Origin of the sequence: Nitrincola lacisaponensis (assembly GCF_000691225.1) — a bacterium.
Taxonomy (GTDB): Bacteria; Pseudomonadota; Gammaproteobacteria; order Pseudomonadales; family Balneatricaceae; genus Nitrincola; species Nitrincola lacisaponensis.
This window is the reverse complement of record NZ_JMSZ01000015.1, coordinates 26,887-39,589: the sequence shown is the minus strand read 5'-3', so window position 1 is coordinate 39,589 and position 12,703 is coordinate 26,887. Positions and strand designations below refer to the sequence as shown.

Here is a 12,703-nt window from a genome sequence, read left to right as displayed (position 1 = left end):
TCAGCGTTCCTTGATTCGGTATGCTTACACGCCGCTCATACGGCAGTTAATTAACAGGCGATTGTACCATAAACACACGCTGACTCACCTCTGGAATGAGTGTTAGAATTCACTTGAATCGACTAATTTGGAATTTTATTGACCATGAGCAAACCCAACACGCTGAATCTGGACCCGGCAGAGATCGCCAAGTTTGAAGAGCTGGCCAGTCGCTGGTGGGACCGCAACAGCGAATTCAAACCGCTGCATGACATCAACCCGTTGCGTGTCGGCTTTATTGATCGCATCGCGGGTCTGGCAGGCAAGCGTGTGCTCGATATCGGCTGCGGCGGTGGCATTCTCTCTGAAGCCATGGCTCTGCGCGGTGCCGATGTCACAGGCATCGACATGGGCGAAGCCCCGCTAAAAGTTGCCAAATTGCATGGGCTGGAAAGCGGCGTCAAGGTCCAGTACCAGCGCATCACAGCCGAAGAGATGGCCAGCCAGCATCCCGAAAGCTTTGACGTAGTCACCTGCATGGAAATGATCGAACACGTACCCGATCCGGCATCTGTCATCCATGCCTGCGCCGCACTGGTGAAACCGGGCGGACAGGTTTTTCTGTCGACACTGAACCGCAACCCGAAAAGCTATCTGTTTGCCATTCTCGGCGCTGAACACCTGCTCAAACTGGTACCGGCCGGAACACATGACTTCAACAAATTCGTTAGACCGGCAGAACTCGCAGACTGGGTTCGCCTGAGCGGACTGATACTGGGTGAAATGACCGGACTGACCTACAACCCGCTCACACGCCAGTATCGGTTAAACCCCACCGATGTTGACGTCAACTATATGATGGCCACCCACAAACCGGAGCGCACATGAGTCACATCGACACACTGCTCTTTGACCTGGATGGCTCTCTGGTAGACACCGCACCGGATTTTTACCGTATCTGTAATGAGCTGCTGCACCAGGAAGGGCGCGAACCAATTGACTATGAAACACTCCGCCTGAGTGTCTCCAACGGTGGCCGGGCTGTCATTCAAACAGCTTTTCGCTGTAACGAATCCCACCCTGACTTCGAGCGACTGCTGAATGCCATGCTCAGCCGCTATGAAGCCATGCCAGGGCAGGACAGCAGCCTGTTTGAAGGCTTTGACAGCCTGTTGAACTGGCTGGACGCACAACGCATTCCCTGGGGTGTTGTGACCAACAAGCCCGCACGATTTACACTCCCGCTCATGCAGCAGCTGCAACTGGCAGAACGCTGCGCCGTCACCATCTGTCCGGATGACGTACAGCGCAGCAAACCTGACCCGGAAGGACTGCTACTGGCCTGTCACCGTATAGGCCGCCAGCCACAACGTACACTCTACGTCGGTGATCATGTACGTGACATTCAGGCCGGTAAAGCCGCCGGCATGTACACACTCGCCGCACGCTTCGGCTACCTGCAGCCCGAAGAACAGCCTGAAGCCTGGGGCAGTGATTTTATCATCGACACCCCCACCGAACTGCTTCCACTGCTAAAATCTCTTATAGATCCAAACGCCGCGGCGTAATCAAGGCACACAGGAGTTCAACACTATGTTTTCATATCAAGCACCCGCCGACCTGCTGAAAGACCGCATTCTGCTGGTCACCGGTGCCGGTGAAGGAATTGGCCGTGAAGCAGCAAAACAATATGCTGCACATGGCGCCACCGTCATTCTACTGGGACGCACTCAGGAAAAGCTCGATACGGTATACGATGAAATCGAAGCAGCCGGACACCCTCAGGCCGCCATCGTCCCGATGAACCTGGAAGTTGCAACCGAACACGACTACATAGAACTCTGCAACACGCTGCACCAGGAATTTGGGCGACTGGATGGCATCCTGCACAATGCCGGCCTGCTTGGCGTCAGAACACCGATTGAAAACTATGACCCGGTGATCTGGCATCAGGTGATGCAGGTGAATCTCAATGCGCCGTTCATGCTGACACAGACATTGATGCCACTCTTGTCGGCTTCGGAAGATGCCTCAATTATATTCACCTCCTCCAGCGTCGGCCGTAAGGGCCGGGCATACTGGGGTGCCTATGCTGTATCAAAATTCGGTACCGAAGGACTGATGCAGGTACTGGCAGATGAACTGGAAAACACACCGAATATACGGGTCAACGCTATTAATCCAGGGGCAACACGCACCAACATGCGCGCCTACGCCTATCCGGGCGAAAACCCGGAGACCCTGCCGACACCTGCCGACATTATGCCGGTATACCTCTACCTGATGGGTCCCGACAGCCAGGGCATTCAGGGGCAATCAATCGACGCTCAGGGATAGATACAAAAAAGGTCATCGACAGCAATCGATGACCTTTTTTATGGAAAACACACCGCCAATCAGCGACTACGCAAATTCCGCTTGCCAACCGAACGACCGCGCGGCTTTTTCGCTGCACGCACATCTGATCGACCATCTGTTGCATGTTGACGAACACGCTGACGACGGAAACGGCGCTCCTCAACTTCCAGCTGCGCAGGCGTTTTATTCAAAGGCGAGTTATCCGCTGGCAGATCCACTTCAGCCGCCAGGATATTACACTCCTTGCGACCCAGCTCACGCCAAGTCCCCACCTTGACATCGCTCGGCAAAAACACCGGTCCGAAACGCACACGCTTCAGGCGGTTCACCTGAATACCCTGGGATTCCCACAGGCGACGTACTTCCCGGTTGCGCCCTTCCATCAGAACGCAGTGATACCACTTATTCGCACCTTCACCATCGAAAAAGCGCACATCGGTAAAGCGGGCCATACCATCTTCCAGTAACACACCCTGCTTCAGACGTTCCAGCATCTCATCTGTCACATCACCCAGAACACGCACGGCATATTCACGGTCTATCTGCGCCGACGGATGCATTAACCGATTGGCCAATTCACCATCTGTGGTAAAAATCAGCAGCCCCGTCGTGTTAATATCCAAGCGACCCACCACAATCCAGCGCCCTTGCTTCAAGGGTGGCAAACTGTCAAATACAGTGGGACGCCCTTCCGGATCATGACGAGTACAGACCTCATCCAGGGGCTTGTTATAAATAAGTACGCGCCTCGGCGACTCTGATGCGAAAATCAGCTTAACCGACTGATCATCGACTCTGACCTGGTCCGCTTCGGAGACACGATCTCCAAGCGTAGCAACCTGACCATTAACGATGACCCTGCCGGTCTCGATCCAACGCTCCATCTCACGACGTGAGCCAACTCCGGAGCGCGCCAAGACTTTTTGAAGTTTTTCATCTGACATTGACGCAATCCCGATTTATCAAAAACACATTAATCAATTATTCAGCGCTCGGCAGCTGGTCTTTGCCAATACCACGAGCCTGCATGTATTCAGCAAATACTACCGGTGTTCTGCCGCGACCGGACCACTCATGACGAGCCCCCTCATCATCAACAATATAATATTTTGCCTTGACTGTTTTCTTTGGAGACGCTTCAACAACATCTGACAGATCAGATAAATCGATACCCGCCTCTTTCATCGCCAGACGAATCTGCTCGATTTTTTCAATACGCTTGCTTTCTTCAGCTGCCAGACGCGCTTCATCCTCTTTACGCTCGACCAGAATATCATTCAGATCTGCAATGACTTTTTCAATATCAGCAACAGAAACGTCCTGACACTGCTTTCTTAAAGAGTTTTTGCGCAACAGGGTTTTAATAAAATCAGACATGTTAAATAATCCCACCTTGTATTATTGACCTGCCTATTATCTTCACTGTAAAAACTTTTGCAATGATTGTTGTCAAATAGGACACATTAATTAAAGACAGAAATATTACCGGCACCTTCGCGCAATACTTCCGGTTCATCACCTGTAAGGTTAATGACACTCGTCGCTTCCATACCACAAAATCCGCCATCAATAACCAGATCTACATGATGCTGAAGCGTATCACGAATATCATAAGGGTCAGTTAAAGGGACAGTTTCATCAGGCAGAATCAGCGAGGTACTCATAATAGGCTCACCCAGCTCAGCCAACAGCGCCGCAACGATAGCATTATCCGGTACACGAATCCCGATGGTTCGGCGCTTGGGATGCAACAAGCGTCGCGGCACCTCACTGGTTGCGTCCAATATAAAGGTATAAGCACCCGGAGTATGCGCCTTTAATAACCGATAGACCGAGTTATCCACCTTGGCATAGGTCGATATCACGGACAGATCACCACACACCAATGTAAAATTGTGCTTATCGTCCAGTCGGCGAATTTGACGAATACGGTCAACCGCCTTTTTATTTTCCAGACAACAGCCAAGCGCATAAGCACAATCTGTTGGATAGACAATAACGCCACCCTCTTTTAGTATTTCCACCGCCTGCGTAATCAAACGCTTTTGCGGGTTATCTGGGTGTATTTGAAAAAACTGACTCACATCGACCTCCACTGCCGACTAGCTCCACAGAGCCTTAAATTGACCACTCGGCACCAGAGCACTTAATACATGCTGATCATTCACCTCAATTTCCGGGAAGCGCCCTGGCGCTGTCCAGGATGATTCTGGTGAATGGAAATCACTGCCTGCCGACAACAAAAAACCATAATGCTTTACCCAACGCAGCAACTCGCGTCCCTGATCAGGATTCAAACCTGGATAACTGACCTCAATAGCATCACACTGCCAGCTTTTTAACTCCTCGAATAACAAACGTAAACGTGTAAATGTCATATTATATTTTGTCGGATGCGCCAAAATAGCTCGACCACCCGCCTGGTGGATCAGTTCTATTACACGCTCAATATCAGGCCACTCTGCTTTCACATCGCCGACCTTACCCTGCCCGAGATAGATATCAAAAGCGTCTTTGACACTGCGCACAGCACCCAGCTCAACCAATGCCCTGGCAAAATGCGGACGACATAAACTCACCTCACCGGCAATCGCCTGGGCACGCACCAGCACGGATGCATCAATGCCTTTTTTAATCAGCTTTGAAGCTATTTTTTCTGCACGCTGCTGACGAATAGCGGTCAGCTGATCTAAATAGTCCTGCAGCACAGGACTGTCTATATCCAAACCAACACCCAGCAGATGCAACGTCTGACGTCGCCAAAGGCAGCTGAATTCCGCTCCGGGAATAAATGCCATCCCCAGTGCTTCTGCAGCAGAGCGTGCTGCACGGATACCCGAGAGCGTGTCATGATCTGTCAGTGCAACCAGTTTCAGGCCTTTCTCTGCACATAAATGTATCAGCGCATCTGGTGATAATGCGCCATCTGAAGCAGTACTGTGCAGATGCAGATCATATTGCAAACGCTTTCTCCGAAATTAAATAGCCGCTGGACGCATAACAAATGGCGCAGGGATTATTGATAACATTATAATGCTAACCAGTCAGAAATACTCGTGCTGTTATTTACCAGCGCTGAACAGATTCACTTTAGCATAGAGAGACCTTAAATGTTTTACGCCATTATTGCCGAAGACAAACCCAACAGCCTGGAAAACCGGCTGGCAACACGCCCGGCTCATCTCGAGCGCCTGCAACAGCTTAACAGTGAAGGGCGACTGCTACTGGCCGGACCTCATCCTAATCTGGATTGTGAAGATCCTGGCACAGCCGGTTTCAGCGGCAGTCTGATAGTCGCCGAATTTGCCAGCCTGGAAGCAGCTCAAGCCTGGGCTGACGCTGATCCCTATGCCGCTGCCGGCGTCTATGAAAAAATTACCGTGAAACCCTTTCGTAAGGTATTGCCCTGACCTGAGATATTTCTGCTATACTACTTGTGTAAATCTTGACCAGAAAAGCGTAACTTACCTCAACTTGAGCAGTGCGTTTATCTTAGGTTAAGCTTTAGTATGCTTAAATTAAGCTGAGAAAATTAACTAAAAGACCCACATCCAACCTGGCACAAGGAAATGATGATGAAGAAAATTGCTATCGCTGCCGGCCTGGCCATGACTCTCGGCTTCTCTGCCGCTCAGGCCGCTGTACCCGGCTATGCCGCAAACTCAAGTGACACTGTATGGCGCACCAGCTTCGGTGAGTGCTGGCAGACTTCCTCTTGGAATGCTAGTAAAGCAGTTCCAGGTTGTGCTGGCTATGTAGCTCAGGCTGAAGCAGCTCCTGCTCCAGCGCCTGCTCCAGCACCTGAAGTGGCTGAGCTTGAGCGTAAATTCGCTCTGTACTTTGATTTCGACAGCACCCGTGTTGGCGATATCTCTACAATCGTTAACCACATCGGTTCACTGGCAAGCGTTGAAAGCATCAAGCTGACTGGTCACGCTGACCGTATCGGTAACGTTGCATACAACGACCGTCTGTCTCAGCGTCGTGCTGATGCTGTTGCTGCTGCTCTGGCTAACGCCGGTGTTGACCGCAGCCTGATGTCTACCAGCTCTATGGGTAGCCGCTCACCAGTTGCTAACTGCTCTGGTCGTGGTGCTGAGCTGATTGCATGTCTGCGTCCTGACCGTCGTGTAGACGTTGAAATCATCGGTACTCGTCGCGCTCAGTAATCACTGAGAATGAAATAAAAAAACCAACCTTCGGGTTGGTTTTTTTGTGCCTGCAAAAAAACAGGCTTGATAACCTGGTGGGCACCCTTCCCTGGCACCCGCCGGTCATACAGAACTATTTCAGCCAGGCACGCGCATTACGGAACATACGCATCCAGCTGCCATCCTCTGACCAATCATCCGGCTTCCAGGAGTGCTGTACCGCACGGAACATACGCTCAGGATGTGGCATCATGATGGTGACACGCCCATCAGGTGTCGTGACACCCGCAATACCGGCAGGTGAACCATTCGGGTTCGCCGGATAACGCTCAGTCACCACACCACGGTTATCTACATAACGCAGCGCCACATCACCGGATTGCTGTAACCGCTGCAAGTGAGCCGAATCAGCAAATTCAGCACGACCCTCGCCATGCGCGATTGCAATCGGCATTCTGGAGCCGGCCATTCCCTGCAGGAATACCGAAGGACTGGACTGCACCTCAACCATTGCGACACGCGCCTCAAACTGCTCTGATTCATTACGCACAAAGTGCGGCCAGTGCTCTGCACCCGGAATCAGCTCATGCAGATTCGACATCATCTGACAACCGTTACACACACCCAGCGCAAACGTCGATTCACGTTCAAAAAATGCCGCGAACTGATCACGTGCACGACTGTTGAACAGTACTGATTTCGCCCAACCCTCTCCTGCACCCAGGACATCACCATAGGAGAACCCGCCGCAGGCAACCAAGCCCTGGAACTGTTCCAGAGAAATCCGTCCCGACAGGATATCACTCATATGCAGATCGACTGCCGTAAAGCCGGCACGATCAAAGGCTGCCGCCATCTCCACCTGACCATTGACACCCTGCTCACGCAGAATGGCAACCATCGGCTTCTGGCCACTGGCGATATAGGGAGCCGCAACATCCTCGTTGACATCGTAGCTCAGGGCTACATGCAAGCCAGGGTCCTCACGGTCCTGAATCTGCTCAAACTCCTGCTGGGCACACTCGGGATTATCACGTAGCGACTGAATCTGGTAAGACGTTTCTGCCCAGTAGCTTTGCAACAGCGTACGACTTTCACTGAAAATTTCCTCTTCATCGAAATACAGATTCAGCGTATCGTCGGCATTGACACTACCAATCACACAGACGCACTCTGACAGCCCGGCCGCATTCAACTCAGTCAGCACCTGCTCTGTCACTTCACGGCGCACCTGCAACACAGCACCCAGCTCTTCAGCAAACAAGGCGGCTGGCACTTCATCAAGCGATGATGCCAACATGTCAAGATTGACATCGATACCGCAATGACCGGCAAATGCCATCTCAGCCAGAGTCACAAACAAACCACCGTCGGAACGGTCATGGTATGCCAGAATCAGCCCTTGCGCATTCAGCTCCTGTATTGCGGTAAAGAAGGCCACCATCTGATCCGCGTCATCCAGATCCGGAACTGTCTGACCCACCTGGTTATATACCTGAGCCAGCGCTGACAGACCAAGACGGTTCTGACCGGCACCCAGGTCAATCAACAGCAGATCAGTTTCGCCCTGATCGACGACCAACTGCGGCGTCAATGTCTTGCGTACATCCACAACCGGAGCAAAGCCTGAGATAATCAGTGACATGGGCGCAGTCACACTCTTGTCTTCACCATCCTGCTGCCACACCGTACGCATGGACATGGAGTCCTTGCCGACCGGAATGGTAATACCCAATGCGGGGCAAAGCTCCATACCCACCGCATGAACTGTATCGTAAAGTTTTTCATCTTCGCCAGGATGACCCGCTGCGCACATCCAGTTTGCAGACAACTTCACATCACGGATATCCGCTATACGCGCCGCCGCAATATTGGTCAGGGTTTCACCAATCGCCATGCGACCCGATGCCGGAGAGTCAATCAGAGCCAGAGGTGTACGCTCACCCATCGCCATGGCTTCACCGGCATAGGTATCAAATGACGCTGCGGTTACGGCACAATCTGCCACCGGCACCTGCCAGGGGCCAACCATCTGATCCCGTGCTACCAGCCCGGTAATCGTGCGGTCACCAATGGTAATCAGGAAAGACTTGGATGCCACCGCCGGCAACTTCAGCACGCGCTCAACCGCCTCTTCCAGCTCAATATCGGCCGCATCAAAGGCAGGCACTTCATAATTGATCCGGCTTACCGAACGATGCATTTTTGGCGGCTTACCAAACAACACACTCATCGGCAAATCGACCGGCCTGGTGTCAAAGTGCTGATCATTCAAGGTGAGGTGCTGCTCATCAATCGCCTCACCCACAACCGCATAAGGGCAACGTTCACGTGCACAGATCGCCTCAAAACGCGGCATATCTTCAGGTGTCACCGCCAGAACATAACGCTCTTGCGCCTCGTTACACCAGATTTCCAGCGGCGACATGCCCGGTTCGTCATTATTAATGTTACGCAGCTCAAAGTGGCCGCCGCGTCCACCATCCTTCACCAGTTCAGGAAAGGCGTTTGACAAGCCCCCCGCACCGACATCATGAATAAAGGCAATCGGGTTTCGATCACCCAACTGCCAGCAACGGTCAATAACTTCCTGGCAGCGACGCTCCAGCTCCGGGTTATCACGCTGAACTGAGGCAAAATCCAGATCTGCAGCTGAACTACCCGAGGTCATGGAAGATGCAGCACCACCACCCAAACCAATCAACATTGCCGGACCACCCAGGCAGATCAACTTGGCGCCTACAGGGATCTCGCCTTTTTCAACGTGTGATTCACGAATATTGCCCATACCCCCGGCAATCATGATCGGCTTGTGATACCCCCGGACCTCTTCACCGGCTGCGCCGGGAACAGACTGTTCAAAGGTACGGAAATAACCCGTCAAATTGGGGCGACCAAACTCATTATTAAACGCCGCTCCGCCGATAGGACCTTCCAGCATAATATCCAGTGCAGTCACAATCCGCTCAGGTTTGCCATAACTCGACTCCCACGGCTGTTCGAAACCCGGGATGTTCAAATCCGATACACTGAAACCGGTCAGACCCGCTTTGGGTTTAGCACCCTTACCGGTAGCGCCTTCATCACGTATCTCACCACCAGAACCAGTGGCGGCACCGGGATGCGGCGCGATAGCCGTCGGGTGGTTATGCGTTTCCACCTTCATCAGAATATGAATCGGCTCCTGATGGTAGCCGTAAGCCGCTGTGTCAGGATCAGGATAAAAACGTCCGGCATCAGAGCCCCGGATCACCGCAGCATTATCCTTATACGCCGACAAGACATTATCACCCGCCACCTCATTGGTATTGCGGATCATTGCAAACAGGGACTTGTCCTGCGCCTCACCATCGATATCCCAACTGGCGTTAAAAATCTTGTGCCGACAATGCTCGGAGTTTGCCTGGGCAAACATCATCAGTTCAACATCGGTCGGATTACGCTGCAATTCAATGAAACTACGCAACAGATAGTCAATCTCATCATCTGCCAAAGCCAGACCCAGCGTTTGGTTGGCACTTTCCAGCGCCGCACGACCACCTTGCAGCACATCGACATGACCTAACGCTCTGGGCGACTCATGACGGAACAGACTGCTGGCATCGGCCATAGACGCGGCCACCATCTGCGTCATCCGGTCATGCAGCAGGGCCGCAATCACCTGACTGGCGTCAGCGTCCAGTGCAGTTTCACTGTGAATATAGTAGGCTAGCCCTCGCTCCAACCGATTTATTTGCGTCAAACCACAGTTATGTGCGATATCTGTGGCTTTGCTGGACCAGGGCGAAATGGTGCCAGGCCGTGGCATCACCAGAAAGAGCTGCCCATCCGGGTTTTCCACCCGGCCTTTAGGGCCATAACTCAGAATTCGCTCCAGCACTGCTTCTGCATCGGCATCCAGCGGTGCCTGGGCTTCTGCAAAATGGACAAACTCGGCGTACAGGCCTGTAACCTGAGAGACCTGGGCCTGAAGAAGAGATAACAGTTTATCGTGACGGAACGTTGAGAGAGCGGGAGCCCCACGCAGAACGAGCATGTCGATTTCGAGCCTCTTTTGGTGCCTGTTATAACAGGCATTAACAGCGGGAAATTAAGTGTATAGTTTACCCGAACTGGGGCACTCGATACCAGAAAAGCGAAGCCATGATACCGACACAGAAAGCCAACTTCTTGCGAGAACTGATTCTGACCCTGCTGGTGCTGGGTCTGGTCTTTGCTGTGGTCGTCATCAGTCTGAACAACGCCACCCAACTGTCACTCATCAAGAATCAGGGTAAACTCCGGGTTGCCACCCTCAACAGCCCCATGACCTGGTATCTGCAACGCGGAGAGCCAGCTGGCTTCGAATATGAACTGGCCAGTGCATTTGCCGATTATCTGGGTGTTGAACTTGAACTCAGCGTCAGCCGTGACTACCCTGACCTGTTTCAAACCCTGAACAACCGCAGCGCTCATCTACTGGCCGCCAATCTGCTGGCAACCGATCAGCGCCGCCAGCTATTCTTTACCGGGCCGATCTACCGCGAAAGCAACTCTGCGGTGATTTATCGACAACGCCAGGGCCGCCGAGCTCCGCAATCGATGGATGACCTGAAAGGAAGCCGTATTGGCGTCCTGCCCGGTACCAGCCACGAAAGCAGCCTGCGCGCGCTGATCACCGCCGAGGACAACATCGATCTGGTTATCGATGAGGAGCGCGACAGCATCGACCTGCTGCGCGCCGTACATGAAGGCGAACTTGACTACACCGTCGTCGACACCTTCTTCTTTGGCACTCAGCGCTCCTTTTTTCCCGGACTGCAGAAAGCCTTCTCGCTGGGCGACCCCATTCCGGTCAGCTGGCTGCTATCACTGCAACGTGACACCTCCTTGATCAATGCGCTGCAGGATTTTTTCTCAGAACCCGAGACTCAGACATTGATCAGCGAATTGGAAGCTCGCTACTTCACTCAGGAAAATCCGCTGAACTTCTTTGACACCCTGTCATTTCGTAGCCATCTGAGTGAACGCTTTCTGGTACTGGCGCCCTATTTTTTACAGGCAGTCGAAAATACCGGATTTGATTTGTCACTGCTGGCCGCTGTCGGCTATCAGGAGTCACACTGGAACCCGGATGCCGTATCACCTACAGGCGTAAGGGGTGTCATGATGCTGACCAACGCTGCTGCCAGCGAAGTGGGTATAGAAGATCGCACTGATGCCGAACAAAGCATACTGGGCGGTGCCCAATACCTGCTCAATGTAAAACAGCGGATACCTGAACGGATTCCTGAACCAGACCATACCTGGTTTGCCCTGGCAGCCTATAATATCGGCTATGGTCACCTGGAAGATGCCCGACGTCTCACCCAGCAGCTAGGCGGCGACCCGGACCGCTGGGCCGATGTACGCACACACCTGCCCAAGCTGGCACAGGAGCGCTACTACACACAACTTCGTCATGGCTACGCACGTGGCCATGAGCCGGTTCGCTATGTCGATAACATTCGACGCTACATTGATGTTTTTGAATGGGAATATCAGCTTCTGGCACGAGAGAGCCTGGAACCGGATGATGCCGACCTGCTGCTTAATGCCGACAGCGCAGAAGATTTCCGCGACATCAGCGAAAAGGTTCTACGTAACTTTGCCCCCAGCCTCTGATGCGCGCTTGAGTGCCCGTCGGGTACGAAAGAATGCACTTAACTGCTCTCCACACTCAGTCGCCAGCACGCCGCCGGTCACCGCAGGACGATGATTAATATGCGGCAGCTCAAACCCCTGCAAACGACTCTGCACTGCACCCGCCTTGGGTTCACTGGCGCCATAGATCAAACGCTCAATACGCGCATGCACCATTGCCCCGGTACACATCATGCAGGGTTCCAGCGTCACATACACCTGAGCACCCGGCAAACGATAATTACCGACACGCAGAGCAGCCTCCCGCAGCGCCACAATCTCCGCATGCGCACAAGGATCATGTGCACTGATCGGCTGATTATAGCCCTGACCTATGACCTGACCGTCCAGCACCACCAATGCACCGACCGGCACCTCACCCATAGCCGCTGCCTGTTGCGCCAGCACCAGCGCCTGCTTCATCCAGTCAATATCTGCCTGATCTGCCACGTGTCACAGCTCTCCTATTAATCCATTACCCGATACCATGATATCAAACACAGAGACCTTCTTGATTGTTGGTCAGAATTTAAATCACACCGCCTTAAACAATA

General features: G+C 52.8%; 12 protein-coding genes. 6 read left to right on the top strand and 6 right to left on the bottom strand.

From position 1 onward, the window contains the following. Positions 1-144 precede the first annotated feature (144 nt). Genes ubiG through ADINL_RS02515 form a run of 3 tightly spaced genes read left to right on the top strand, consistent with a single transcriptional unit; the run spans position 145 to position 2,316 of the window. The gene (gene ubiG, locus ADINL_RS02525; RefSeq protein WP_036543650.1) at positions 145-867 is read left to right on the top strand and encodes a bifunctional 2-polyprenyl-6-hydroxyphenol methylase/3-demethylubiquinol 3-O-methyltransferase UbiG; all 723 of its coding nucleotides are present in this window, start codon (positions 145-147) and stop codon (positions 865-867) included. Further along, a complete protein-coding gene (locus ADINL_RS02520) occupies positions 864-1,547 on the top strand; it encodes an HAD family hydrolase (RefSeq protein ID WP_036543648.1) in 684 nt (227 codons plus the stop codon). Before ubiG ends, ADINL_RS02520 begins: the two co-directional genes overlap by 4 nt. 25 nt (positions 1,548-1,572) lie before the next feature. Continuing rightward, the gene (locus tag ADINL_RS02515; RefSeq protein ID WP_036543646.1) at positions 1,573-2,316 is read left to right on the top strand and encodes a YciK family oxidoreductase; all 744 of its coding nucleotides are present in this window, start codon (positions 1,573-1,575) and stop codon (positions 2,314-2,316) included. Between the two features lie 59 nt (positions 2,317-2,375). Here ADINL_RS02515 and rluB read toward each other — a convergent pair whose 3' ends face one another. The 4 genes from rluB to ADINL_RS02495 form a co-directional block, all read right to left on the bottom strand. After that, positions 2,376-3,281, bottom strand: a complete 906-nt coding sequence (gene rluB, locus ADINL_RS02510) for a 23S rRNA pseudouridine(2605) synthase RluB (RefSeq protein WP_036543644.1) — start codon at positions 3,279-3,281, stop codon at positions 2,376-2,378. A gap of 37 nt (positions 3,282-3,318) precedes the next feature. After that, entirely contained in the window at positions 3,319-3,714 is a 396-nt protein-coding gene (locus tag ADINL_RS02505; protein ID WP_036543642.1) for an H-NS histone family protein, read from the bottom strand. 86 nt (positions 3,715-3,800) lie between these two features. Next, positions 3,801-4,421 carry an L-threonylcarbamoyladenylate synthase gene (locus ADINL_RS02500; RefSeq protein WP_036543914.1) on the bottom strand — a complete coding sequence of 207 codons (621 nt, stop codon included), beginning with the start codon at positions 4,419-4,421 and terminating at the stop codon, positions 3,801-3,803. A gap of 18 nt (positions 4,422-4,439) precedes the next feature. Next, positions 4,440-5,300, bottom strand: coding sequence for a PHP domain-containing protein (locus ADINL_RS02495; protein WP_036543640.1), 861 nt, complete (start codon positions 5,298-5,300; stop codon positions 4,440-4,442). Positions 5,301-5,447: 147 nt separating this feature from the next. Between ADINL_RS02495 and ADINL_RS02490 the strand changes: the two genes are divergently transcribed. Both ADINL_RS02490 and ADINL_RS02485 read left to right on the top strand, forming a co-directional pair. Then, positions 5,448-5,747 carry a YciI family protein gene (locus ADINL_RS02490; protein ID WP_036543639.1) on the top strand — a complete coding sequence of 100 codons (300 nt, stop codon included), beginning with the start codon at positions 5,448-5,450 and terminating at the stop codon, positions 5,745-5,747. Positions 5,748-5,912: 165 nt separating this feature from the next. Continuing rightward, the gene (locus ADINL_RS02485; protein ID WP_036543637.1) at positions 5,913-6,506 is read left to right on the top strand and encodes an OmpA family protein; all 594 of its coding nucleotides are present in this window, start codon (positions 5,913-5,915) and stop codon (positions 6,504-6,506) included. 115 nt (positions 6,507-6,621) lie between these two features. Here the strand turns inward: ADINL_RS02485 and purL are convergent, their stop codons facing one another. Then, positions 6,622-10,524, bottom strand: coding sequence for a phosphoribosylformylglycinamidine synthase (gene purL, locus ADINL_RS02480; protein ID WP_036543628.1), 3,903 nt, complete (start codon positions 10,522-10,524; stop codon positions 6,622-6,624). A 107-nt stretch (positions 10,525-10,631) separates the two neighbouring features. On the opposite strand from purL, the gene mltF reads away from it, so the two are divergent. Beyond that, positions 10,632-12,131, top strand: coding sequence for a membrane-bound lytic murein transglycosylase MltF (gene mltF / locus ADINL_RS02475; protein ID WP_051632496.1), 1,500 nt, complete (start codon positions 10,632-10,634; stop codon positions 12,129-12,131). Here mltF and tadA read toward each other — a convergent pair. After that, the gene (gene tadA / locus ADINL_RS02470; protein WP_051632514.1) at positions 12,105-12,572 is read right to left on the bottom strand and encodes a tRNA adenosine(34) deaminase TadA; all 468 of its coding nucleotides are present in this window, start codon (positions 12,570-12,572) and stop codon (positions 12,105-12,107) included. The genes mltF and tadA overlap by 27 nt on opposite strands. Between the last annotated feature and the right edge of the window lie 131 nt (positions 12,573-12,703).